The sequence below is a fragment of the Paraburkholderia sp. WS6 genome (assembly GCF_030464835.1).
GTDB classification, from domain to species: Bacteria; Pseudomonadota; Gammaproteobacteria; order Burkholderiales; family Burkholderiaceae; genus Paraburkholderia; species Paraburkholderia madseniana.
Genome location: NZ_JALQCK010000015.1, coordinates 135,708 through 161,378, shown reverse-complemented (window position 1 = coordinate 161,378; position 25,671 = coordinate 135,708). Strand labels below are relative to the sequence as shown.

The 25,671-nt window shown below is 61.5% G+C and carries 18 protein-coding genes; 14 read left to right on the top strand and 4 right to left on the bottom strand.

The annotated features are described in order from the left end of the window. Nucleotides 1–134 precede the first annotated feature (134 nt). The 7 genes from M0D64_RS19680 (at nt 135) to M0D64_RS19650 (ending at nt 7,837) form a co-directional block, all read left to right on the top strand. The gene (locus tag M0D64_RS19680; protein WP_168435572.1) at nt 135–605 is read left to right on the top strand and encodes a F0F1 ATP synthase subunit B; all 471 of its coding nucleotides are present in this window, start codon (nt 135–137) and stop codon (nt 603–605) included. Nucleotides 606–607: 2 nt separating this feature from the next. Beyond that, nucleotides 608–1,147, top strand: a complete 540-nt coding sequence (locus tag M0D64_RS19675; RefSeq protein ID WP_054038574.1) for a F0F1 ATP synthase subunit delta — start codon at nt 608–610, stop codon at nt 1,145–1,147. Between the two features lie 58 nt (nt 1,148–1,205). After that, the gene (atpA, locus tag M0D64_RS19670; protein ID WP_054038572.1) at nt 1,206–2,747 is read left to right on the top strand and encodes a F0F1 ATP synthase subunit alpha; all 1,542 of its coding nucleotides are present in this window, start codon (nt 1,206–1,208) and stop codon (nt 2,745–2,747) included. 139 nt (nt 2,748–2,886) lie between these two features. Further along, nucleotides 2,887–3,771, top strand: coding sequence for a F0F1 ATP synthase subunit gamma (gene atpG, locus M0D64_RS19665; RefSeq protein WP_115781412.1), 885 nt, complete (start codon nt 2,887–2,889; stop codon nt 3,769–3,771). A 116-nt stretch (nt 3,772–3,887) separates the two neighbouring features. Continuing rightward, the gene (gene atpD / locus M0D64_RS19660; protein WP_007180028.1) at nt 3,888–5,282 is read left to right on the top strand and encodes a F0F1 ATP synthase subunit beta; all 1,395 of its coding nucleotides are present in this window, start codon (nt 3,888–3,890) and stop codon (nt 5,280–5,282) included. Nucleotides 5,283–5,438: 156 nt separating this feature from the next. Continuing rightward, nucleotides 5,439–5,864 (top strand): F0F1 ATP synthase subunit epsilon, encoded by a 426-nt coding sequence (locus M0D64_RS19655; RefSeq protein WP_012434800.1) that lies wholly within the window; start codon nt 5,439–5,441, stop codon nt 5,862–5,864. A gap of 242 nt (nt 5,865–6,106) precedes the next feature. After that, on the top strand, nt 6,107–7,837 hold the full coding sequence (locus M0D64_RS19650) for an AMP-binding protein (RefSeq protein WP_171925296.1): 1,731 nt from the start codon (nt 6,107–6,109) through the stop codon (nt 7,835–7,837). A gap of 849 nt (nt 7,838–8,686) precedes the next feature. Here the strand turns inward: M0D64_RS19650 and M0D64_RS19645 are convergent. Then, the gene (locus M0D64_RS19645) at nt 8,687–9,484 is read right to left on the bottom strand and encodes a transporter substrate-binding domain-containing protein (protein WP_154558723.1); all 798 of its coding nucleotides are present in this window, start codon (nt 9,482–9,484) and stop codon (nt 8,687–8,689) included. A 218-nt stretch (nt 9,485–9,702) separates the two neighbouring features. On the opposite strand from M0D64_RS19645, the gene hemE reads away from it, so the two are divergent. From hemE to M0D64_RS19610, 7 genes are all read left to right on the top strand, one after another. After that, entirely contained in the window at nt 9,703–10,803 is a 1,101-nt protein-coding gene (gene hemE / locus M0D64_RS19640; protein ID WP_171925297.1) for a uroporphyrinogen decarboxylase, read from the top strand. Nucleotides 10,804–11,267: 464 nt separating this feature from the next. Further along, nucleotides 11,268–13,514 carry a primosomal protein N' gene (locus M0D64_RS19635; RefSeq protein ID WP_171925324.1) on the top strand — a complete coding sequence of 749 codons (2,247 nt, stop codon included), beginning with the start codon at nt 11,268–11,270 and terminating at the stop codon, nt 13,512–13,514. 181 nt (nt 13,515–13,695) lie between these two features. Further along, complete coding sequence (locus M0D64_RS19630; protein ID WP_171925298.1) at nt 13,696–15,126, top strand: YeiH family protein; 1,431 nt, start codon at nt 13,696–13,698, stop codon at nt 15,124–15,126. Then, entirely contained in the window at nt 15,126–15,371 is a 246-nt protein-coding gene (locus M0D64_RS19625) for a hypothetical protein (RefSeq protein WP_171925299.1), read from the top strand. The genes M0D64_RS19630 and M0D64_RS19625 overlap by 1 nt, the downstream gene beginning before the upstream one ends. Nucleotides 15,372–15,966: 595 nt before the next feature. Further along, nucleotides 15,967–19,896 carry a trifunctional transcriptional regulator/proline dehydrogenase/L-glutamate gamma-semialdehyde dehydrogenase gene (gene putA / locus M0D64_RS19620; RefSeq protein ID WP_171925300.1) on the top strand — a complete coding sequence of 1,310 codons (3,930 nt, stop codon included), beginning with the start codon at nt 15,967–15,969 and terminating at the stop codon, nt 19,894–19,896. A gap of 89 nt (nt 19,897–19,985) precedes the next feature. Then, complete coding sequence (locus tag M0D64_RS19615) at nt 19,986–21,134, top strand: branched-chain amino acid ABC transporter substrate-binding protein (protein ID WP_266258904.1); 1,149 nt, start codon at nt 19,986–19,988, stop codon at nt 21,132–21,134. Between the two features lie 255 nt (nt 21,135–21,389). Next, entirely contained in the window at nt 21,390–22,004 is a 615-nt protein-coding gene (locus tag M0D64_RS19610) for a hypothetical protein (RefSeq protein ID WP_266258903.1), read from the top strand. An 81-nt stretch (nt 22,005–22,085) separates the two neighbouring features. Here the strand turns inward: M0D64_RS19610 and M0D64_RS19605 are convergent, their stop codons facing one another. The 3 genes from M0D64_RS19605 to M0D64_RS19595 form a co-directional block, all read right to left on the bottom strand. Continuing rightward, on the bottom strand, nt 22,086–22,352 hold the full coding sequence (locus tag M0D64_RS19605) for a PepSY domain-containing protein (protein WP_154558717.1): 267 nt from the start codon (nt 22,350–22,352) through the stop codon (nt 22,086–22,088). Nucleotides 22,353–22,501: 149 nt separating this feature from the next. Beyond that, entirely contained in the window at nt 22,502–24,217 is a 1,716-nt protein-coding gene (locus M0D64_RS19600) for a thiamine pyrophosphate-binding protein (RefSeq protein ID WP_171925301.1), read from the bottom strand. A gap of 51 nt (nt 24,218–24,268) precedes the next feature. Continuing rightward, a complete protein-coding gene (locus M0D64_RS19595; protein ID WP_154566475.1) occupies nt 24,269–25,657 on the bottom strand; it encodes an L-serine ammonia-lyase in 1,389 nt (462 codons plus the stop codon). Nucleotides 25,658–25,671: the final 14 nt, after the last annotated feature.

Below are 25,671 nucleotides of genomic sequence, written 5' to 3'. Positions count from 1 at the left end.
CCTCGGAAGTTTGCGCCTGAGCTATAACTGGTAAAGGCGCAGGGCGGAACGGGCACTTGGGCGCTGATCGAATACAGAATCGATGAGCGCCTTGCCGTTTCACTTTCCGAACTAGCAACGTTTAAGGAAACACCGTGAATCTCAACGCAACCCTGTTTGCGCAAATGGTCGTGTTCCTGATCCTCGCGTGGTTCACGATGAAGTTCGTGTGGCCGCCGTTGATCAACGCCCTCGACGAGCGCTCAAAGAAGATTGCTGACGGTTTGTCTGCCGCTGAAAAGGGCAAGGCTGAACTCGAAGCCGCCCACAAGCGCGTCGACCAGGAACTGGCTCAGGCACGCAACGACGGTCAGCAACGTATTGCTGAGGCAGAAAAGCGCGCAGTGACAGTCGCCGACGAAATCAAGGCTCAAGCACAAGCTGAAGCCGCTCGCATCATCGCGCAAGCGAAGGCCGACGCGGAACAGCAAGTCGTGAAGGCCCGCGAAACGCTGCGCGGCGAAGTTGCCGCGCTGGCAGTGAAGGGCGCTGAACAGATCCTGAAGCGCGAAGTCGACCAGGCAGCTCACGCTGACCTGCTGAATCAACTGAAAGCCGAGCTCTGATCATGGCCGAACTTGCAACCATCGCCCGTCCGTACGCAGAAGCGCTGTTTGGCGTGGCCGAAGCTGGTGACATCGCCGCCTGGTCCACGCTCGTGCAGGAGCTGGCACAGGTTGCGCGTCTGCCCGAAGTGCTGTCGATCGCCTCGAGCCCGAAAGTGAGCCGCGCACAGGTCAGCGATCTGCTGCTGTCCGCGGTCAAGTCGCCGCTCAAGGACAATGCGCAAGCGAAGAATCTGGTGCAAATGCTGGTCGATAACCATCGTCTGCAATTGCTGCCGGAAATCGCCACGCAGTTCGAAGAGTTGAAGAACGCCCGCGAAGGGGCGGCAGATGTGCTGATCGTCAGCGCATTCCCGCTCGAAGGCGCGCAGTTGAACGAACTCGTCGCAGGTCTCGAACGCAAATTCAAGCGCAAGCTGAAGCCGACGGTCGAAGTCGACTCGTCGCTCATCGGCGGCGTGCGCGTGACGGTCGGCGACGAAGTGCTCGATACCTCGGTCCGCGCGCGGCTTGCCAGCATGCAGACGGCTCTGACGGCCTGAAGCGCCCAAGGCGCTGAAGCGGCTGGCACGCAACAGAATTGACTATCAGGAGCGAATAATGCAACTCAATCCCTCTGAGATCAGCGAGCTGATCAAGAGCAGGATCCAGGGCCTTGAAGCGAGCGCAGACGTTCGCAACCAGGGCACTGTGATCTCCGTGACCGACGGTATCGTGCGTATCCACGGCCTGTCGGAAGTGATGCAGGGCGAAATGCTCGAATTCCCGGGCAACACCTTCGGTCTCGCACTGAACCTCGAGCGCGACTCGGTCGGCGCCGTGATTCTGGGTGAGTACGAACATATTTCGGAAGGCGACATCGTCAAGACGACGGGCCGTATTCTCGAAGTGCCGGTGGGTCCGGAACTGCTCGGCCGCGTGGTCGATGCACTCGGCAACCCGATCGACGGCAAGGGCCCGATCAACGCGAAGAAAACCGACGCAATCGAAAAGATTGCTCCGGGCGTGATCTGGCGTAAGTCGGTTTCGGAGCCGGTTCAAACCGGTCTGAAGTCGATCGACGCGATGGTGCCGGTTGGCCGTGGCCAGCGTGAGCTGATCATCGGCGACCGCCAGTGCGGCAAGACCGCAGTCGCAGTCGACGCGATCATCAACCAGAAGGGCAAGAACCTCTTCTGTATCTACGTCGCGATCGGTCAGAAAGCTTCGTCGATCATGAACGTGGTCCGCAAGCTGGAAGAAACCGGCGCGCTGGAATACACGATCGTCGTGGCCGCTTCGGCTTCGGAATCGGCTGCGATGCAATACCTCGCACCGTACGCCGGCTGCACGATGGGCGAATACTTCCGCGACCGCGGTCAAGACGCCCTGATCGTTTATGACGATTTGACCAAGCAAGCTTGGGCATACCGTCAGATCTCGCTGCTGCTGCGCCGCCCGCCGGGCCGTGAAGCGTATCCGGGTGACGTGTTTTATCTGCACTCGCGTCTCCTGGAGCGTGCTGCTCGCGTCTCGGAAGAGTACGTCGAGAAGTTCACGAACGGCGAAGTGAAGGGCAAGAGCGGTTCGCTGACGGCACTGCCGGTCATTGAAACGCAAGCAGGCGACGTGACCGCATTCGTTCCGACGAACGTGATCTCGATTACCGACGGCCAGATCTTCCTGGAAACCGACCTTTTCAACGCAGGTATCCGCCCGGCAATTAACGCCGGTGTGTCGGTCTCGCGCGTGGGTGGTGCGGCTCAAACCAAGGTTGTGAAGAAGCTGTCGGGCGGTATCCGTACCGACCTGGCGCAGTACCGTGAACTCGCAGCGTTTGCGCAGTTCGCATCTGACCTCGACGAAGCAACCCGCAAGCAACTGGAGCGCGGCCGCCGCGTGACGGAACTGCTGAAGCAGCCGCAGTATCAGCCGCTGCAAGTGTGGGAACTGGCTGTCGCGCTGTTCGCTGCGAACAACGGTTACCTCGACGACCTCGAAGTCGCGCAAGTGCTGCCGTTCGAAAAGGGCCTGCGCGATTACCTGAAGTCGAAGCACGCAGACCTGATCAAGCGCATCGAAGACACCAAGGAACTCTCGAAGGACGACGAAGCCCTGCTGCACACGGCTCTCAAAGACTTCAAGAAGTCCGGCGCTTATTGATCCGCGAGTGACCCGCAAGGCATAAACGGACCTTGAAGCGGCGCGGGCCGCAGGCAACTGAACTCGCGCTGCTTCGATCGCTTTGCATGGGACCCGAGTAACCGCTAAAGCGCTGACTCGGGCCGACAAGGAGTAAGCAATGGCTGGAATGAAGGAAATTCGCGGCAAGATCAAGAGCGTGCAAAACACGCGCAAGATCACGAAAGCGATGGAGATGGTGGCCGCATCGAAGATGCGCCGCGCTCAGGAGCGCATGCGCGCTGCTCGCCCGTATGCCGACAAGGTCCGCGATATCGCTGCGCACATGAGCCGTGCGAACCCGGAGTATCGTCACCCGTTCATGGTGTCGAACGAAGGCGCGAAAACGGCCGGCATCATCCTCGTCACGACCGATAAAGGTTTGTGCGGTGGTATGAACACCAACGTGCTGCGTGCGTCGCTGCAGAAGTTCAAGGAACTGGAAGGCCAGGGCAAGACGATCGAAGCAACTGCGATCGGTACCAAGGGTCTGGGTTTCCTGAATCGTCTGCGCGCCAAGGTGGTGTCGAATGTCGTGCATCTGGGCGACACGCCGCATCTGGAAAAGTTGATCGGCGCGGTGAAGGTGCAGCTCGACCTGTACTCGGAAGGCAAGGTTTCGGCGGTGTACCTCGCGTACACGCGCTTCGTCAACACGATGAAGCAGGAGCCGGTGATCGAGCAACTGCTGCCGCTGTCGGCAGACCAGTTCGAGCGCAAGGACGAAGACGGCACGACGCCGAGCACGCAGTGGGACTACATCTACGAGCCGGATGCACAGGCAGTGGTGGACGAACTGCTGGTGCGTTATGTCGAAGCGCTGGTCTATCAGGCCGTCGCGGAAAACATGGCATCGGAGCAGTCGGCACGGATGGTCGCAATGAAGGCCGCTTCGGACAATGCGAAGACGGTCATCAACGAACTACAGCTCGTGTACAACAAGAGCCGTCAGGCCGCGATCACGAAAGAACTGTCGGAAATCGTCGGTGGCGCGGCGGCAGTCTGACCATAAAGGTCAGGTACGCCGCTTCGTGTGCGCCCTGTGAGGCGCACCCGGCTGGGCGCCCCCACCAAAACTGCGCCTTTGCGCGAGTGAAGAATTGAGTATCTAAAGGAAAAGCGATGAGTACTACTGCTTTGGTAGAAGGCAAGATCGTACAGTGCATCGGCGCGGTGATCGACGTGGAATTCCCGCGTGACCACATGCCGAAGATTTACGACGCGCTCATTCTCGAAGGTTCGGAACTGACCCTCGAAGTCCAGCAGCAGCTGGGCGACGGCGTCGTCCGCACCATCTGTCTGGGTGCATCGGACGGTCTGCGCCGTGGTACGACGGTGAAGAACACCGGCAAGCCGATCAGCGTGCCGGTTGGCAAGCCGACCCTCGGCCGGATCATGGATGTGCTGGGTCGCCCGATCGACGAAGCCGGCCCGATCAACTCGGACGTGGTTCGCGGTATTCACCAGAAGGCCCCGGCGTTCGACGAACTATCGCCGTCGACGGAACTGCTCGAAACCGGCATCAAGGTTATCGACCTGATCTGCCCGTTCGCCAAGGGCGGTAAGGTTGGCCTGTTCGGTGGCGCCGGTGTGGGCAAGACCGTGAACATGATGGAACTGATCAACAACATCGCTAAGGAACACGGTGGTTACTCCGTGTTCGCCGGTGTTGGTGAGCGTACCCGCGAAGGGAACGACTTCTATCACGAAATGAAGGACTCGAACGTTCTCGACAAGGTCGCGCTGGTGTACGGCCAGATGAACGAGCCGCCGGGCAACCGTCTGCGCGTCGCGCTGACCGGTCTGACGATGGCTGAGCACTTCCGTGACGAAGGCCTCGACGTGCTGTTCTTCGTCGACAACATCTACCGTTTCACGCTGGCAGGCACGGAAGTGTCGGCACTGCTCGGCCGTATGCCGTCGGCAGTGGGCTATCAGCCGACGTTGGCTGAAGAAATGGGTAAGCTGCAAGAGCGTATTACGTCGACCAAGACCGGCTCGATCACGTCGGTTCAGGCCGTGTACGTCCCTGCGGATGACTTGACCGACCCGTCGCCGGCTACGACTTTCGGCCACTTGGACGCAACCGTCGTGTTGTCGCGTGACATCGCTTCGCTGGGTATCTACCCGGCAGTGGACCCGCTCGATTCGACCTCGCGTCAGATCGACCCGAACGTGATCGGCGAAGAGCACTACGCAATCACGCGCGGCGTGCAGCAAACGCTGCAGCGCTACAAGGAATTGCGCGACATTATCGCGATTCTGGGTATGGACGAACTGGCGCCGGAAGACAAGCTCGCCGTGGCGCGCGCTCGTAAGATCCAGCGTTTCCTGTCGCAGCCGTTCCACGTCGCTGAAGTGTTCACGGGTTCGCCGGGCAAGTACGTGCCGCTGAAGGAAACCATTCGTGGCTTCAAGATGATCGTTGAAGGCGAGTGCGACCACCTGCCGGAACAAGCGTTCTACATGGTCGGCACGATCGACGAAGCCTTCGAAAAGGCCAAGAAGATCCAGTAAAGGTCGGGTGTAACGAAGCGGGTGCCGCTCCGCGCTGAAATGCTACCTGCGGGGTAGTATTTCGCGGAAACGGCGCCTCTCACTACACTCAATCCAGCCTTGCATGGGACCCGAATAAGCGCCAAAGCGCTAACTCGGGTCGCCACAGGAGTCGATATGGCAACCATTAAAGTAGACGTCGTCAGCGCGGAAGAGCAGATCTTCTCGGGCCAGGCGAAGTTCGTCGCGCTGCCGGGCGAAGCAGGTGAACTCGGCATTTTGCCGGGCCACACGCCGCTCATCACGCGGATTCGTCCGGGTGCGGTGCGCATCGAAGCTGAAAACGGCGAAGAAGAGTTTGTGTTCGTCGCCGGCGGTATCCTCGAAATCCAGCCTGGCGCTGTGACGGTTCTCGCCGACACGGCGATCCGCGGCAAGGATCTCGACGAAGCCAAGGCCGAAGATGCACGCAAGCGCGCAGAAGAAGCGCTGCAGAACACGGGTTCGAACCTTGAATACGCTACCGCGCAAGCGGAACTGGCGTACGCGACGGCTCAGCTCGCTGCGATCCAGCGTCTGCGCAAGCTGCGCGGTCAGAACTAAGCACCACGTATCAGAGAGAAAGCAGCCTTCGTGGCTGCTTTTTTTTGACCTTCACTTGACGTTTACGGAAAGGTCAGCAAAATCGTGCATTCCGAGCGAACAATGAGCGGTTGCGGCGCCCCCAGCAGCAGTCGATGCGGTGCGGGTAAGACTTGATGCCGTACAGACACACGCCGGTGGCACAATCGATTTCAATTTCATTTCAATAGACTGGGCGAGCTTCCGCTCACGGAGACAACACCATGGCAACCCACCTGTCAGGCGAAGGCGCACTCATCGAACCCAAGGACAACCTGTCGTATGTTCGCGGGTCGACCGAGATCCCGTTGAGCGAAGCACCGGTAGGCCAGTTTCTGCGCGACACCGCGGCGCGTTTCCCTGAGCGCCCGGCCGTGGTGTTTCGTGAGCAAGGAATCAGCTGGACATGGAAGGAGTTCGCCGAAGAAATCGACGTGCTGGCGGCCGGTCTTCTCGCACTCGGCATCGTGAAGGGCGACCGCGTCGGCATCTGGTCGCCGAACCGGGTGGAATGGCTGCTTACGCAGTTCGCGACGGCACGCATCGGCGCCGTGCTCGTCAACATCAACCCGGCTTACCGGCTCGCCGAACTTGAGTACGCCTTGAACAAGGTGGGCTGCAAGGCGATCATTGCCGCAGAGCGTTTCAAGACATCGATGTACCTCGAGATGCTGCAGGAGCTCGCGCCGGAGCTGGCGACCCAGGCGCCGGGCGAACTGCACGCCGCACGCCTGCCCGATCTGCGCTACGTGATCCGCATGTGCGACACGGAAACGCCCGGCATGCTGACCTTCTCCGACGTGATCGAGCAGGGCCGCGCAACACTCGACGTCGCCAGGCTCGACGCCATCGGCGCGACGCTTTCCTCCCACGACCCGATCAACATTCAGTTCACCAGCGGTACGACCGGCAATCCGAAGGGCGCGACGCTGACCCACAGGAACGTCGTCAACAACGCGCGCTATATCGCGATGGCGATGCGCCTAACGGAGCAGGACGGCCTGTGCATTCCCGTCCCGCTCTATCACTGCTTCGGCATGGTGCTGGCGGTGCTGGCCTGCGTATCGGTCGGCGCGAATATGGTGTTTCCAGGTGAGGGCTTCGATCCAGCTGCCACCCTGGCGGCCGTCGCCGAAGAGCAGTGCACCGCGCTGCACGGGGTGCCGACCATGTTCATCGCCGAACTCGATCATCCGAATTTCGCCACTTATGACTTTTCGCGGCTGCGCACCGGAATCATGGCCGGTTCGCCGTGCCCGATCGAGACGATGAAGAAGGTCGTCTCGAAGATGCATCTGAACGAGATCACGATCGCATACGGCATGACGGAGACCAGCCCGGTGTCCTTCCAGAGTTCGACTACCGATCCGCTCGACAAACGCACCACGACGGTCGGGCGTATCCAGCCGCATCTGGAGGTGAAGATCGTCGACCCGCTCGGCGCGATCGTGCCGATCGGCGAGACGGGCGAACTGTGCACCAAAGGTTATTCAGTGATGCAGGGCTATTGGGGGGACGAAGCGAAGACGCGGGAAAGCATCGTCGACGGCTGGATGCATACCGGCGATCTGGCGACGCTCGATGCCGAAGGCTACTGCAACATCGTCGGCCGCCTGAAGGACATGCTGATTCGCGGCGGCGAAAACATCTACCCGCGCGAGATTGAGGAGTTTTTGTTCCGCCACCCGAAAATCCAAAGCGTGCAGGTCTTCGGCGTGCCCGACGCGAAGTACGGCGAGGAAGTGTGTGCGTGGATCGTATTGCGCTCAGGAGAGCAGGCCACAGCGGAGGAAATCCAGCAGTTCTGTCAGGGCCAGATCGCGCACTACAAGGTGCCGAAGTACATCCGCTTCGTCGACGAACTGCCGATGACGGTGACCGGCAAGGTGCAGAAATTCGTCATGCGCGAACGGATGATCAGTGAATTGAAGGTGCAGGAAGACAAGACGGCCTGATGGCCAAGCGGGTTCGGCGCCGCGCGAAGATTCGCGCGGCGCCGGCCGACATCTTGGGGAAAACCGTTTGCCATCGAATGAATCCGTGGGCCGCAAATTGACCCGCCCGGCAGCTCGCAAACGTTTGACCAGACGAAAAAAAAGCGGGCCTGGAGCCCGCTAAAAACCACACGCTACGGGGTTAGCGCGAGGAGACCAAAGATGGAACCAACTGAGACGACGACCCTGCGTCGACTACGGCCCCAGCAGGGATGCCCCTTCACAGGGCTTCGGCAAACGCCGACCGGCAAGTGCATCGTATCCGCTCACACCACGCACCCAGCCACATCCTTGTTGAAACCGTTGAGGGCATTGTGGGCGAATTAACCTACGAGCGCGGTAACAAAGTGTTTCAGGTTGTAACGCCCGCCAGATAAGGCGTTGCGGGACTTATTTCCAATCCGAAACGTTTTAAACGTAATTTTTACCGATGACTGTAACGCAATTTCATACGCTTGATTGATGCTATTCGCGACGCATATTGCGGCGTAATCCATTCAGTCGATTCCGCATGAAATGGTTGCATGCTCATCTTTTTCTGCATGAATCGGCTGTATTACAGGCGCTTTTCCAGCGTTACGAAGTCCGTCTGTGTGCGGACAAGTATGTGCGCTGCGCTGCAACACCCCGCACATGAGGGTAATCGTGCAAGCGGCCGGTTCGTTGGACCCTTGTTCAACGGCATTGTTCGGGTTTTGCGTAGCGCCTTGGGGTCTGGTTACACGATTGTGTCAGCCATACGGACCTATTAATCGTTCAAGCCGCTTGCCTTTTCCAATTAAGCGCGACGCAGGCCGCACCTCACAACCTTCACTTCAGCCACTTATCCGAGATCGCCTGATATTCCCCGGTCGCTCGCGCAAGGTGCAACCATTGATCGACGTATTGCTGGAAGGCCACATCGCCGCGCGGCAGCAGCCAAGCCTTCTCGCCATACTGGAAGGGCTTGTCCGGATGCACCGAGCAAAGGCCCGGATTCAGCTTTTGTTGCAGCAGGGTCTCCGATGCATCGGTCACCATCACGTCGGCCTTACCGGCGAGGATTTGTTTGAAGATCGTCACGTTGTCCGGATAGACGGTCAGGTTCGCATGCGGGAAATACTGCTTGGCGAAACGCTCGTTGGTACCGCCCGGATTGACGATCACGCGGGTCGCCGGTTGATCGATCTGCGCCACCGTTTGATACTTGTTGACGTCGTCACACCGAACGATCGGCGTCTTGCCGTCGATCATGTACGCCTGCGTGAAAAACGCGCGCTTCTGGCGCTCGAGCGTCGGCGAAACACCGCCCACGCCGACGTCGCATTTCGCCACGAAGTCGTTCATCAGGTTCGGCCACGATGTCTTGACGAATTCCGCCTTCACGCCGAGCGATTTGGCGAGCGACTCGGCCATGTCGATATCGATGCCTTCGAATTGGCCGTCTGCCTTGTAAAACGAGTACGGCTTGTAATCGCCGGTCGTACAGGCGCGCAGCGTGCCGCGCGCGAGAATGTCGTCTAGCCGCGAGGGCGCCGCGGCGGTGGCGGCGCTCTGCGCCTGGGCCACGCCTGCGTGCATCAAAACACCGGCCAGAACGCCGAGCAGTGCGAGTGCTGCCTTGTTCATCGAGTCTCCTTGATTGCGCGTAATTGTTTGGTAAGGCCGTCGGATGATAGCCCGGCAATTCACGCTTGAACATTGGCCGTTCAGCCGAGTCATGGCGCCGCACCGGGCTGCAAAAAAGCCGGCCGCAAGCAAGGTGCGCCACAGTTATTGCCCGCATCAAGCGCGATGCGGCCTGCCGGGTCCGGTAAAATGCTTCTTTGCCTTCAGTCGTACGCAACGTGGCCCATAAACTCCTGAACGATACTTTCCTGCGCGCGCTGCTGCGCCAGCCGACCGACTACACGCCGATCTGGCTGATGCGGCAGGCTGGCCGCTACCTGCCGGAATACAACGCGACGCGGGGTCGCGCGGGGAGTTTCCTCGGTCTGGCGAAGAACCCGGCGTACGCAGCGGAAGTCACGCTGCAGCCGCTCGAGCGCTATCCGCTCGACGCCGCGATCCTGTTCTCCGATATCCTCACCGTGCCTGACGCCATGGGCCTGGGTCTCGAGTTCGTCGCTGGCGAGGGCCCGAAATTCGCTCGTCCGGTGCGCACGGAAGACGATGTGGCGCGCCTGGCCGTCCCCGATATCGACGCCACGCTGCGCTACGTGACCGACGCGGTGCGCGAAATCCGCACCGCGCTGACCGACGCGCAAGGCCGCCAGCGCGTGCCGCTGATCGGCTTTTCGGGCAGCCCGTGGACACTGGCGTGTTACATGGTGGAAGGCGGCGGTTCAGCGGACTTCCGCACGGTCAAATCGATGCTGTACGCGCGTCCGGACCTGATGCACCGAATTCTCGACGTCAATGCGAAATCGGTTGCGGCGTACCTGAATGCGCAGATCGAAGCCGGCGCGCAAGCCGTGATGATCTTCGACACGTGGGGCGGGGCGCTCGCGGACGGCGTCTACCAACGCTTCTCGTTGCAGTACATCCAGCAGGTCGTGAGCCTACTGAAACGCGATCACGACGGAGAAAAAGTGCCGGTGATCACCTTCACGAAGGGCGGCGGGTTGTGGCTCGACGAGATCGCCGATATCGGCGTGGATGCGGTGGGTCTCGACTGGACCGTGAACCTGAGCAAGGCGCGCGAGCGCGTGGGTAGCAAGGTGGCGCTGCAAGGCAATATCGATCCTTCGGTGCTGTTTGCGCCGCCGGCCGCAATCCGCATGGAAGCGCGTGCCGTGCTCGACAGCTTCGGTAATCATCCTGGTCACGTTTTCAATCTCGGCCACGGCATTTCGCAGTTCACGCCGCCGGAGAATGTTGCTGAGCTCGTGGATGAAGTCCATCGTCATAGCCGCGCGATTCGCAGTGGCGCGCATGCACCAAGCTGACGCCGAAAACGTTGCCATTTTTGCTGCAGCGCAGCGAACTGGGCTCTCGGCCTAAGGGAATATTTGTAGTCGGCAGGCCGTCAGATGGCGGTCTTGCGAAAGTCAAGACTTGACTTATGCACATTGTTCACGCTGCGGCGCGGTAGAAGCTTTCGTCGTGCCCTAGCCCTTGCACATTGCAGGCGCATTTGATCTAAGCCTTGTCTGGCAAGGGTTTCAAGGGGGCACGGCAAAATGTGCGGAAACCCACAGAAGGCCGCTGCAGCGCGGTTCCCGGCCTATCTGAACGAAGTTCTCAACAAAGTTATCCACAGGCAAGCGGACCGATTGCAATTGTTCAGCCGAATCCAAAACTTAGCGCCGAAATTGAAGTTTTACTTTAACTTCGACGGACTCGTCGTTTGCTCAATGTGCACCGTGACGCGGCGTCATGCCGCATCCGTTCACTCGATCCACATCGCCGCGTGAGTGAAGTGTTCGTCCGCGTCGCGCTGGATCATCCGCTGCCGACCTTGTTCGACTACCGCTGCGACACGCCCGAGCGTGTCGCGCCGGGCATGATGGTGAGCGTGCCGTTCGGCAAGCGTCACGTGGTGGGTCTCGTCTGCGAAGTGACCACTCACAGTGACGTACCCGCTGACCGCCTGCGAGCGGTTACCCATGTCTGTACCGCCTGCCCGCCAGTGTCGACCGAATGGCTGCGGCTCGCAGCCTTCGCCGCCGACTACTATCAACGCGGTCTCGGTGAGGTGGCACTGCCCGCTTTGCCGCAAGCCCTGCGTGACGCTTCGCGCTGGTCGCGCCTTTTCGCACCTGAGGAGCGCTACAGCCTGACCGCTGAGGGTCGCGCCGCGTTGCCGGAAACATTGCCGGCGCGTGCAAGCGCATTGCGCAAGCTTGCCCAAGCCTTGGCGGAGGCCGAATTTCTGAGCGTCGCCGACGCTCGCGCGCTTCATCCCAAAGCCATCGCAACCCTGGACGCATGGCAAGCCGAAGGCTGGGTCGCGCTTGAGGTGATCGAAGCCGCCGAAGTGCTCGCCACTCCCGCATCACCGGATACGCCCGCACCCATCCTGCCCACGCTCACAGACGAACAGGCGACTGCGGTCGAAGCGATTCGCGACGCGAACGGGTTCGCGCCCTTCCTGCTGCACGGCGTGACGGGCAGCGGCAAAACGGAGGTGTATCTGCGCGCGCTCGCCGAGATTCTGGCGGCGAAGCCCGACGCGCAGGCCCTCGTCCTCGTTCCTGAAATCAATCTGACGCCGCAGTTCGAGTCGGCCTTCCGTGCGCGTTTTGCCGCGCTCGAAGGCACCTCGATCGTCACGCTGCACAGCGGTCTCGCGGAAGGCGAACGCGCCCGCAACTGGTTCGCGGCGCACACCGGGCGCGCTCGCATCGTGCTCGGTACGCGGCTGGCGGTGCTTGCCTCGCTGCCGAAACTCGCGATCATCGTCGTCGACGAAGAACACGATCCGGCCTACAAGCAACAGGAAGGCTTGCGCTATTCGGCACGCGATCTGGCGATCTATCGCGGCAAGCAACTCGGTTTGCCGGTTGTGCTCGGCTCGGCTACGCCGTCGCTGGAAAGCTGGTGGCAGGCGGATCAGGGACGCTACAAGCGTCTCACGCTGTCGCGCCGTGCAGTTGCCGAGGCCGTTCTGCCGACCGTCAGGCTGATCGATCTCGAAGAAGAGCGGCGGCGCGGGCGGGCCTCGGTGGAGGGTTTGTCCGGGCCGTTGATTGCGGCGTTGAAGGCGCGGCTCGAGCGCGGCGAGCAAAGTCTCGTGTTCCTGAACCGGCGCGGTTACGCACCACAGCTCTCCTGCGACGCCTGCGGCTGGGTGGCCGGTTGCCCACGCTGCAGCGCCTACGTCGTCTTGCACAAACCGGAGCGCGCGCTGCGCTGCCACCACTGCGGCTGGGAATCGCGCATTCCGCGCTCGTGCCCGGACTGCGGCAATGTCGACATCGCGCCGATGGGACGCGGCACGCAACGCGTCGAAGAAACGCTGGCGAGCGCGGTGCCCGGCGCCCGCGTGCTGCGCATCGACGCCGACAGCACACGCCGCAAAGGCAGCGCGCAGGCGCTGTTTTCCGATGTCCACGCCGGCGAGGTCGACATCCTCGTCGGCACGCAGATGATCGCAAAGGGCCACGACTTCCAGCGGGTGTCGCTGGTCGGCGTGCTGAACGCCGACACCGCCTTGTTTTCACACGACTTCCGCGCGAGCGAACGCCTCTTCGCGCAATTGATGCAAGTGAGCGGCCGCGCAGGCCGCGCCGGTTTGCCGGGTGAAGTGCTGGTGCAGACGCGCTATCCGCGCCATGCGCTGTATCACGCGCTGGGGCGACATGACTACGTCGGCTTTGCCAATTCGACGCTGGCCGAGCGGCGCGACGCTCATCTGCCGCCGTTCGCCTATCAGGCTTTGCTGCGCGCCGAAGGCCGCACACTCGAAGCCGCGCTCGCGTTCCTGCAGCAGGCGGCCGCCGCGCTGACGGAGATCCCGGCCGCCGGGCGCGTGACAGTCTATGACGCCGTGCCGCTCACCATCGTCAAGGTGATGCACGTACATCGGGCGCAATTGCTGATCGAAAGCGCGTCGCGGGCCGCGTTGCAGGCCACTTTGCGCGCATGGCAACCGATGCTGCGCGGCCTGAAAGGCGTGCTGCGCTGGAATCTCGAAGTCGATCCCCTCGACATCTGACGCCCGCTGCCGGCCGCTTTGCGACAACTTCGCAGCATTACTCCTTTAAGTCATATTCATAGAGCGAATGGTCGTTTCGTTTTGGGACGTCGCTCGCCTATATTTCGCCGAATCGGCGCACCTTCAGGCAAAACTCAAAAATACCGCGCCGATGCACCTCAACTTCCTCGGGGCATTTGCGATGAGCGATACCAACCAGACGTTGCCGACCGGCGCCGCGCCCGGCAAACCGCGCAGTGACCATAGCGCACACGGCGGCGGGCTCTTTTCAACTGAAGACTGGTGGGCCGTCTGGATCGGCCTGCTGGTGATCGTGATTGCCTGGGCGCTGTTCGCCTCGGGCAGCAGCATCAAGTGGCTGGCGGTGGCGCCCGCCAAATGGGCGAGCGTGGGACAGGCCGCGCAGGACATCGGCAAGCATCTGCCGAACTATGTCGCGCTGTTCGTCGTGTTCGCTGTGCTGTTCGGCGTGAGCCTTGCCGCGCTGAAGCAGCGGGTCGGCATTTTCCTTGGCTCGTTCCTGATCCTGTTCATCGCATCGGCGCTGATCTTCACGCTGGGCGCGTGGGTCAATGCGTCGAAGTACAACCTCGAGCCGCCGTTGGTGGCACTGGCGCTCGGCCTCCTGATTTCCAATGTGTTCACGTTGCCCGAGTGGTTTTCAGCGGGCTTGCGCGTGGAGTTTTATATCAAGGTCGGCATCGTGTTGCTCGGCGCGACGCTGCCGTTCACCTTGCTGGTGTGGGCGGGGCCGGTTGCGGTCGGGCAGGCGACCATCGTCTCGCTCGTGACGTTCTTCGTGATCTTCTTTGCCGCCAAGGCGTTCGGTCTCGACCGGCGGTTTGCGGCCGTGCTGGGCGTGGGTGGCGCGGTGTGCGGCGTGTCGGCGGCGATCGCGATTGCCGGTGCGGTGCGCGCCAAACGCGAGCAGGTGTCGGTAGCGATTACGCTGGTGGTCTTGTGGGCGATCGTGATGATTTTCGTCCTGCCCTTTGCGTCGCGCTCGCTGGGACTCTCGACAGCAGTGGCGGGCGCATGGATCGGCACGTCCGAGTTCGCCGACGCCGCGGGTATTGCCGCCGCGCAAGCTTACGGCGACTTCGCGAAACACGCGGGCGGTGCGATTGCGGGCGCCCCCGAGGCATCGCTGCAGGCGTTCACGCTGATGAAGGTGGTCGGCCGCGATATCTGGATCGGTATCTGGGCGTTCGTGCTCGCCATCGTCGCGACGACGCGCTGGGAGTCGCAGGACAGCGGCGTCAAAGCGAAGGCGAACGCCGGTGAAATCTGGGCGCGTTTTCCGAAGTTCGTGATCGGCTTCGTAATCGCTTCAGCGCTGGTGACGTGGATCGCCAGCCACTACTCGCTGGCCGACTACCGCAAGGTCGTCACGCCCGAATTCGTCGCGCCGATCACTGCCTTGCGCACGTGGGCGTTCACGTTCTGTTTCCTGAGCATCGGGTTGACCACACGCCTGCGCGCGCTCTCGGCCACCGGCCTGAAACCGTTCCTGGCCTTTACGGCGGGCGTGGTAGTCAATATCGCCATCGGCTACGCGCTGTCCGCGCACGTGTTCGCACCGTACTGGAATAGCTTGGGGCAGGGCACGTGATGAGCGAGGCGGTCCGCATCGCCGGCACGGCCCACGCACGCTTCGATGCGTGCGCGCCGCGCTGCGCAAGCTGCCGGTATCGCGCCGAGGATCGGCATTCACTGGAGCAGAGCATTCCGGGCCTCGCCGTGTTCAGTTCCGGGTTTGGCGCGAGCGTGGCGGATAGCCGGCTATGCCGTCTGCACGACCAGCTCGTTTCGCCTGACGACACCTGCGCGCAGTACGACCCCATTCCACGGCATTGACGCGTGCGTCTGCATCGCCGCCCGGTGTGAGCCGTGCGGCGCGTACCTGCTTTGCGGTGTCAGTCGAGGAGCGGCGTCTTGATGTCCATCATTAACCGTCCGGCTTAGCCCCTCAATCGTTCAAAGCTGCCCGCGCATCGCCAGCCGATGCGCGCGATGCCGGACGCGCCCGTCTTTCTTCCGTCTCACGTCTGCCCGGGCCGCGCGTCGCGCCGCGGATGAAAAGCACGCCACACGTGGCGCACATCGCCCAGATGCCCAATATCACTAACCACTTTTCCATTTCGCCAGTCCTCTAAAACCCCGTACCGTTTTTATGTGCGTGCCTTGCGGCCGCGACCATCCATATTCTGTATAACGGCGCGCCGAGCAATCTGATAAGGGTAAAAGCGAAAAGAATCACGCCAGGGAAAGTACTGATCGCAACCGCCGTCGCCACGCGCAGCGCCATTCGGCGCAAACCCCCGCCGTACAGGGCTTTTAAAAAGGTGCAACCATGCTCAGCGCATGGTTGCACCTTTTTATTTGGAGGCGTACGATTCGCCCAACTTTTAGTCTTTCCCAGCGAATTCGTTTGGTATCCGAAGAAGGAAACATGGCTAGCACCACCCTTGGCGTCAAGGTCGACGACCTCCTGCGTTCCCGGCTGAAAGACGCCGCCACCCGGCTCGAACGCACTCCGCACTGGCTGATCAAGCAGGCGATCTTCGCGTACCTCGAAAAGATCGAGCACGGCCAATTGCCGCCGGAATTGTCGGGCCACACCGGCTCGGCCGATCTGGCTGACGGCGCCGCGGTGGAGCACGAGGAAGACGGTGCGTCGCATCCGTTCCTCGAATTCGCGCAGAACGTGCAACCGCAATCGGTGCTGCGCGCGGCGATCACCGCTGCGTACCGCCGTCCCGAGCCGGAATGCGTGCCGTTCCTGCTCGGCCAGGCGCGTTTGCCGGCCAACCTCGCGGGCGACGTACAGACGATGGCCGGCAAGCTGGTCGAAACGCTGCGCACCAAGAGCCGTGGCGGCGGCGTCGAAGGGCTGATCCACGAGTTCTCGTTGTCGAGCCAGGAAGGCGTCGCGCTGATGTGCCTCGCCGAAGCGCTGCTGCGGATTCCCGATCGCGCCACGCGTGACGCGCTGATCCGCGACAAGATCAGCAAGGGCGACTGGAAGTCGCACGTCGGCCAGGCGCCGTCGCTGTTCGTCAACGCCGCAACGTGGGGCTTGATGATCACCGGCAAACTGGTGGGGACCAACAGTGAGGCGAGCCTCTCGTCGGCGCTCACGCGTCTGATCGGCAAGGGCGGCGAGCCGCTGATCCGCAAGGGCGTCGACATGGCGATGCGCCTGATGGGCGAACAGTTTGTCACGGGCGAGAACATCTCCGAAGCGCTGGCGAATAGCCGCAAGTACGAAGCACGCGGCTTCCGCTACTCGTACGACATGCTCGGCGAAGCGGCGACCACCGAAGCCGACGCGCAACGCTACTACGCCTCGTACGAACAGGCGATCCACGCGATCGGCAAAGCGGCCGGCGGCCGCGGCATTTACGAAGGCCCGGGCATCTCGATCAAGCTGTCGGCGCTCCACGCACGCTACTCGCGTTCGCAGCAGGAACGCACGATGAGCGAACTGCTACCGCGCGTGCGCTCGCTGGCGATCCTCGCGCGCCGCTACGACATCGGCCTGAACATCGACGCTGAGGAAGCCGACCGCCTCGAAATCTCGCTCGATCTGCTTGAAGCGCTGTGCTTCGATCCGGAACTGGCTGGCTGGAACGGCATCGGTTTCGTGGTGCAGGCGTATCAGAAGCGCTGCCCATTCGTAATCGAATACCTGATCGATCTGGCGCGCCGCAGCCGCCACCGCATCATGGTCCGTCTCGTGAAGGGCGCGTACTGGGATACCGAAATCAAGCGCGCACAAGTGGACGGCCTCGAAGGCTATCCGGTCTACACGCGCAAGATCTACACGGACGTCTCCTACCTTGCCTGCGCGAAGAAGCTGCTCAGCGCGCCGGATGCCGTCTATCCGCAGTTCGCCACGCACAACGCGCACACGCTGTCGGCGATCTATCACCTCGCGGGCAATAACTACTACCCCGGCCAGTACGAGTTCCAGTGCCTTCACGGCATGGGTGAACCGCTGTATGAGGAAGTCACCGGCCGCGACAAGCTGAACCGTCCGTGCCGCGTGTATGCGCCGGTTGGCACGCATGAAACGCTGCTCGCGTACCTCGTGCGCCGCCTGCTGGAAAACGGCGCGAACACGTCGTTCGTGAACCGCATCGCCGACGAAAACGTCGCGATCAAGGACCTGATCGCCGACCCGGCCGACGAAGCCTCGAAGATCGTCCCGCTCGGCGCACCGCACGCGAAGATTCCGCTGCCGCGCAATCTGTTCGGCGCCGAGCGTCTCAATTCGATGGGCCTCGATCTGTCGAACGAACATCGTCTGGCCTCGCTGTCGTCGGCGTTGCTGGCGAGCGCGCATCATCCGTGGCGCGCCGCGCCGATGCTCGAAGACAACGAGATCGCCGTGGGCGTCGCACGTGATGTGCGCAACCCGGCCGATCATCGCGACCTCGTCGGTACTGTGGTGGAAGCGACCTCGGAACATGTGAGCGCCGCAATGGCCCACGCAGTCGCCGCCGCACCGATCTGGCAAGCGACGCCGGTCGATGCCCGCGCCGATTGCCTCGCGCGTGCGGCCGATCTGCTCGAAGCCCAGATGCACACGCTGATGGGTCTTGTGGTGCGTGAAGCCGGTAAGTCGCTGGCGAACGCGGTCGCGGAAATCCGCGAAGCAATCGATTTCCTGCGCTACTACTCGACGCAGATCCGCAACGAGTTCTCCAACGACACGCACCGCCCGCTTGGTCCGGTGGTCTGCATCAGCCCGTGGAATTTCCCGCTGGCGATTTTTATGGGCCAGGTGGCTGCAGCTTTGGCGGCTGGTAACACCGTGCTCGCGAAGCCGGCCGAACAAACGCCGCTGATCGCCGCGCAAGCCGTGCGTATCCTGCGCGAAGCCGGCGTGCCGGCGGGCGCGGTGCAACTGCTGCCGGGCAATGGTGAAACGGTCGGCGCAGCGCTGGTGGCCGATCCGCGCACCCGTGCGGTGATGTTCACCGGTTCGACCGAAGTCGCGCGTCTGATCAACAAGACGCTCTCGAACCGTCTCGATCCGGAAGGCAAACCGATCCCGCTGATCGCCGAAACCGGCGGCCAGAACGCGATGATTGTCGATTCGTCGGCGCTCGCTGAGCAGGTGGTCGCGGACGTGCTGCAGTCCTCGTTCGACTCCGCCGGTCAACGGTGTTCCGCGTTGCGCGTTCTTTGTCTACAAGAAGATGTTGCGGACCGCACGCTCGAAATGCTGACGGGCGCGATGCGCGAACTGTCGGTGGGCAATCCGGATCGCCTGTCGATCGACGTCGGCCCGGTGATCGACCTCGACGCGAAGCGCGGTATCGACGCGCACGTCGCGGCAATGCGCGAGAAAGGCCGCAAGATCGAGCAACTGCCGATGCCGGAAGGCACGGGACAAGGCACGTTTGTTCCGCCGACGCTGATCGAACTCGACAGCATCGACGAATTGAAGCGTGAAGTGTTCGGCCCGGTGCTGCATGTGGTGCGTTACCGCCGCAGCCAGCTGGACAAGCTGCTCGAACAGATTCGCACGACTGGCTACGGCCTGACGCTTGGCATTCACACGCGGATCGACGAAACGATCGCTCACGTGATCAGCCGCGCGCATGTCGGCAACATCTACGTGAACCGCAACGTGATCGGCGCGGTGGTGGGTGTTCAGCCATTCGGCGGTGAAGGTCTGTCGGGCACGGGTCCGAAAGCAGGTGGCGCGCTGTATCTGCAGCGTCTGCTGGCGACGCGTCCGGCTGGGTTGCCGAAGTCGCTGGCCGATGCGTTGATCGTTGATGTGCCGCAAGCGGGTGTGAACGGGGATAATCCGTCCGCTGCCTTGACGGCGCTGCGCGACTGGCTGATCAGCGAACAGCAGCCGGTGCTGGCCGCACGCTGCGACGGTTATCTGTCGCATGTGCCGGCGGGCGCAACTGCGGTATTGTCTGGACCGACCGGCGAGCGCAACACGTACACGCTGGGCGCACGCGGCACGGTGCTGTGCATTGCCTCGACGGCGAGCGGCGCACGCGTGCAGTTCGCTGCGGCGCTGGCTACGGGAAATCACGCCTTGTTCGAGGGCGCGGCTGGTGAACAATTGGTGGCGCAGCTTCCTGCCGCGTTGAAGTCCCACGCAAGCGTGAAGAAGAGCGCCGATACGCCGTTCGACGCCGTCCTGTTCGAAGGCGATAGCGACGAACTGCTGGCGCTGGTGAAGGAAGTTGCGAAACGTGCGGGGCCGATCGTCTCGGTGCAGGGCGTCGCGGCTCGCGCGCTGGAAAGCGGCGATGAGGACTATGCGCTCGAGCGTCTGTTGACGGAACGCTCGGTCAGCGTGAATACGGCAGCAGCAGGCGGTAATGCAAATTTGATGACGATCGGTTGAGCGAACCTCATCGATTACTTCAAAAAAACGGAAGCGGTACGGCGACCCCGAAAAACCGCTCCATCCACACCTGGTACCAAGGAGAAGCTATGCAACACAAAATGAAACAGCTGGCAGGCGCAGCGCTGGTTGCAGCAATGTCGCTGGCGGGGACGGCCAACGCTCAATCGACCGAAGACGTAAAGATCGGCTTTGCCGGTCCGATGACGGGCGCACAGGCGCACTACGGTAAGGACTTCCAGAACGGCATCACGCTGGCTGTGGAAGACATGAACGCAACCAAGCCGGTGATCGGCGGCAAGCAGATTCGCTTCGTGCTCGATTCGGCCGACGACCAGGCTGACCCGCGCACCGGCACGACCGTTGCACAAAAGCTGGTGGATGACGGTATCAAGGGCATGCTCGGCCACTTCAACTCGGGCACCACGATTCCGGCTTCGCGCATTTACGCGAACGCGGGCATCCCCGAAATCGCAATGGCGACGGCGCCTGAGTACACGCAACAAGGTTTCAAGACCACGTTCCGCATGATGACGTCCGACACGCAGCAAGGTTCGGTCGCCGGCACGTTCGCTGTGAAGACCCTGGGCGTGAAGAAGATCGCGATCGTCGACGACCGCACGGCCTACGGCCAAGGTCTGGCTGATCAGTTCGAAAAGGCAGCGAAGGCAGCGGGCGGCTCGATCGTCGATCGTGAATACACGAACGACAAGGCTGTCGACTTCAAGTCGATCCTGACCAAGCTGAAGTCGGTCAACCCTGACCTGATCTATTACGGCGGCGCGGATTCGCAAGCGGCACCGATGGTCAAGCAGATGAAGGCACTGGGCATCAAGGCACCGCTGATGGGCGGCGAAATGGTCCACACGCCGACCTTCCTCCAGATCGCGGGTGACGCAGCGAACGGTACGGTGGCATCGCTCGCCGGCCTGCCGCTGGAAGAAATGCCGGGCGGCAAGGACTATGTCGCGAAGTATAAGAAGCGTTTCAACGAAGACGTGCAAACGTACTCGCCGTACGCTTACGACGGCGCAATGGCCATGTTCGACGCCATGAAGAAGGCTAACTCGACCGATCCGGCCAAGTATCTGCCGCTGCTCGCGAAGACCTCGATGCCGGCAGTGACGGCAGCGAACCTCGCGTACGACGGCAAGGGCGACCTGAAGAACGGCGGCATCACGCTGTACAAGGTTGTCGACGGCAAGTGGACGACGCTGCAAAGCGTGGGCGGGAAGTAAGCGGTTTTTCGCTGCTTGCTTGGATGTCAGGAACCCCGCTTCGGCGGGGTTTTTTTATGGCGCTTTGAGTTTGTGCTGCTGGCGTGAACTCGATTAGTTAGCCTTCTCCCGAAAAAAATTTCATCGACAATCCTCACGGGTGGCGCGAAATCAGTGAGGCGCTTTTATATCTTATGGCTGGTACGTGAAGTTCTACTTCGTGGGCAATCCGGAGACCGTGTTTATCAGCGTGCACCAGTGAGCGAAGCTGTGAAGATGAAACTCTACGATGAAGGCGAGAAGAGCAAGGCAATCTGCCACCACTGCCAGCAGCTTGTGAGCACGACCTTTGCGCGGCGCGACGTACCGTTCAGGGACGGCAAAGGTGAGGTGAAGAATATTCTCGCGGCGGTGTGCGACGTCTGTGACCACGTGGTCGCCATTCCAGCGCAATCCACGCCGGCTGTCCGCGAAGCTCGGCAGAAGGAAGTCAGGCCGATTGAGGCGCAACTGCCGGCCATCTATCTGGATGTTCTCGACCTGGCCGCCTATATGGTCGACAGCGCGAGCTCGACCGAATTCCGCAAGGTGCTCATGACGCTCTATCTGCACCGGTTTGCATCCGGTGAATATCCGCGGGCACGGTTGATTAAGGCGCACCGATCAGCGTCGGAGCGTTTCAAGGAACGCAGAGGCGCTGCACGGCGACGACTGTCGATGAAGGTGACACCTCGCATCGCCGAAGATATCAAGACGCTGATGCATGACACGGATATGAGCCAGACTGAGGTCATCAAGTCCGTGATCTATCAAATCCAATCCGACGTGATTGAATCTCACAAGCCTGCTCTGATGAAGGAGCTTGGCGCTTTATCGGTCATATACGCTTGAGTCATGTGCTCGTGGCGCACAAAAAAGCCCCGCATTGATGCGAGGCTTTTCTCATGGAGAGCCTTGCATAAACCGGGGTTTTTACTCCATCTTCTGCCTGATGACTGCAAGCGTCTTGGTGTCGTAGTTCAATTCCACCTTTCTGCCGTCCTTGTTGTAGGCTTCGACCTCATAGCAGTTGTCGTCGACCTTGAACTTCGCGATCTTGTAGCCTTGCGCTTCGATCTGCGCACGGGCGTCACTCTCCTTCATCCATTCTGCCGTGGGATGAACTGGACAGGACACGTCCATCGCGAACACGGCGCTCGACAATCCCAGCGCACTTGCAAATACCGCAGCCTTAAGCATATTGACTCCCTGAATCGTTCAGACGAATGGCTACCCTAGCCGATTCGTCAAACGGTGCACAAGGTGATCGCATGGTAAGTCTGCTGTATGTCAAAAATTCGACTTAAGACGCATCGGCGCAGAGGGACGTTGTCCACAAACCTTCTACGCTAAGCCGTCTCGCCTCGCAGTTTCCTTCCCTGCTCGCGAATCTGCTCCAACGTTGCGCCCGGCGTGCTCGCCTCCTGCGGCATGCGAATCTCGATCACTGCCGCGCGCTTCGCCTCAAGAGAACGCTGCAACGCCGGCAGGAAATCTTCAGTTCGCTCCACCGTCTCTCCATGTGCGCCGAACGACTTTGCGAATGCCGCAAAATCCGGATTCGTGAGACCGGTGCCATGCACGCGATTCGGATAGTGCCGCTCCTGATGCATCCGGATCGTCCCGAAGTGGCTGTTGTTCACGACGATGAAAATCACATGCAGGTCGTATTGCATTGCCGTCGCGAGTTCTTGCGCGGACATCATGAAGCAGCCGTCGCCGGCTAACGCGACTACTGCGCGTTGCGGATACATCGACTTCGCCGCAATCGCCGCGGGTACGCCGTAGCCCATCGCGCCACTGGTCGGCGCGAGTTGCGAGCGGAAATGCCGATATGAAAAATGCCGATGCAGCCAGGTTGCGTAGTTGCCCGCGCCGTTTGTGAGAATCGCGTCCTCCGGTAGATGCGCGCGCAACTGCTGGATCACTTCGCCCATTTGCACGTCGCCAGGAATCGGGCGTGGCTTGCGCCAGTCGAGATATGCGCGATGCGCTTCGTCCGCAGCGCCGGTCCATGTGAGCTTGTCGGAAGACGGCCTCAACGCTGCAAGCAATGCTGCAAGTTCTGGCATGCCCGAGACAATCGGCAGATCTGCCGCATACACGCGCCCCAGTTCTTCCGCGCCTTGATGCACGTGCACCAGCGTTTGTTTGGTCTTCGGAATGTCGAGCAGCGTGTAGCCGTTGGTCGTCGCTTCGCCTAGCCGTGGACCGAGCGTGAGGAGCAGGTCCGCATCGCGGATACGCTGAGCAAGCGCCGGATTGATACCGAGACCAACATCACCCGCATAGTTCGGATGCTCGTTGTCGAGCGTGTCCTGGAAGCGGAATGCGAGGCCGATCGGCAATTGCCAATCCTCGACGAAGCGTTGCAGGTCGGCACATGCTGTTGGTGTCCAACCACTGCCACCGGCAATCACCATCGGCCGTTGCGCGCCTTCCAGCAATCGACGCAACTCTTCTATCTGCGCTGCGGACGGCGACGCCGCCACACGCTTGTATGCGGGCGCGCCGGCAACAAGGTCGCACGCATCGCTCAACACATCTTCCGGCAACGACAACACGACCGGCCCCGGACGTCCCGACGTCGCCGTGTGAAACGCATGGCTCAGATATTCGGGAATACGCTTCGGGTCGTCGATTTGCGCGACCCATTTCGCCATCTGCCCGAACATGCGCCGGTAGTCGATTTCCTGGAAGGCCTCGCGATCGAGATGCTCGCGGGCGCATTGGCCGATCAGCAGGATCATCGGCGTCGAGTCCTGAAACGCGGTGTGCACGCCGATCGATGCATGCGTCGCGCCCGGTCCGCGCGTGACGATGGCGACACCCGGACGCCCGGTCAATTTGCCGACGGCCTCCGCCATGTTCGCGGCCGCCGCCTCGTGCCTGCAGACGATAGTCTGGATGCGGTCTGTTTCATCGTGCAGCGAATCGAGCACGGCGAGAAAGCTCTCGCCGGGAACACAAAAAACACGTTCGACGCCGTGCGTCAGCAAAGCGTCGACGACGAGACGCGCGCCTGTGGTTTGAGCGGTGGAAGAAGATTCAGAAGCGAGCGGCATTGCGATGAAGCCTCCAGGCGTTGCGATGGGTGCGGTCGGGTCGTTGTGTTCTCAACACTCCACAATATTCACCGCCAACCCACCGCGCGACGTTTCCTTGTACTTCGTTTTCATATCCGCGCCGGTCTGCATCATCGTCTTGATCACAGAGTCCAGCGACACGTAGTGAGTACCGTCACCGCGCAGCGCCATTCGCGCCGCATTCACCGCTTTCACCGAGCCCATCGCATTGCGTTCGATACACGGAATCTGCACCATCCCGCCGACCGGATCGCACGTCAGCCCGAGGTTGTGCTCCATGCCGATCTCGGCCGCATTCTCGACTTGTTCAGGCGTGCCGCCCATCACCGCCGCGAGCGCACCCGCGGCCATCGAGCAGGCCACGCCCACTTCACCCTGGCATCCCACTTCCGCGCCTGAAATCGACGCGTTCAGCTTGTACAGAATGCCGATTGCCGCCGCCGTCATCAGGAAGTCGATCACACCCTGCTCGTTCGAGCCGGGCATGAAGCGAGTGTAGTAATGCAGCACGGCCGGGATGATGCCGGCCGCGCCGTTGGTCGGCGCCGTGACCACGCGCCCGCCCGCAGCGTTTTCTTCGTTCACGGCGATGGCGTAGAGATTGATCCAGTCGACCATCGACAGCGGATCGCGCAGCGCCAGCTCAGGATTGCTCGACAGCGCACGATACAACTGCGGCGCGCGGCGCTTTACATGGAACGGACCGGGCAAGTTACCGTCCGCATCCGGATTGTTGATACCGCAGCCGCGCGACACGCACGACTGCATCACATTCCAGATCTTCAGCAGACCCGCACGCGTTTCTTCTTCCGTGTGCCAGACGCGTTCGTTTTCCCACATCAATTGCGCGATGCTCTTGCCGGTCGATTTGCACAGCGCGAGCAATTCGTTGCCGCTGCGGAACGAATGCGGCAATTGTTCGACCGCGCTCAGCACCTTCGTGTTCGGCGCGCCCGCCGTCACCACAAAACCGCCACCGACCGACAGATACGTCGACTCACGCAGCGTCTCGCCTTGCGCATCGAACGCGCGCAGCTTCAGCCCGTTCGGATGCTCGGACAGCGCCTGGCGATAAAACGAAATGTGATCTTTCTGGACGAACGGCACGTCGTGCGTGCCGAGCAAAGCGAGCTTGCGCGACGCCTTCACCGCTTCGAGTCGCTGTGCGATCGTATCCGGATCCACCGTGTCGGGTGCATCGCCCATCAGGCCGAGCATCACGCCGCGATCGGTGCCGTGACCCTTGCCGGTCGCGCCGAGTGACCCATACAGATCCACTTTCACAGATGCCGTCGCGCCAAGCAGCCCGTCGCGTTCGAGCCCTTGCGCGAACATCAGCGCCGCACGCATCGGCCCGACCGTATGCGAACTGGACGGACCAATGCCGATTTTGAAGAGGTCGAACACGCTGACTGCCATTTACTGCTCCCTGC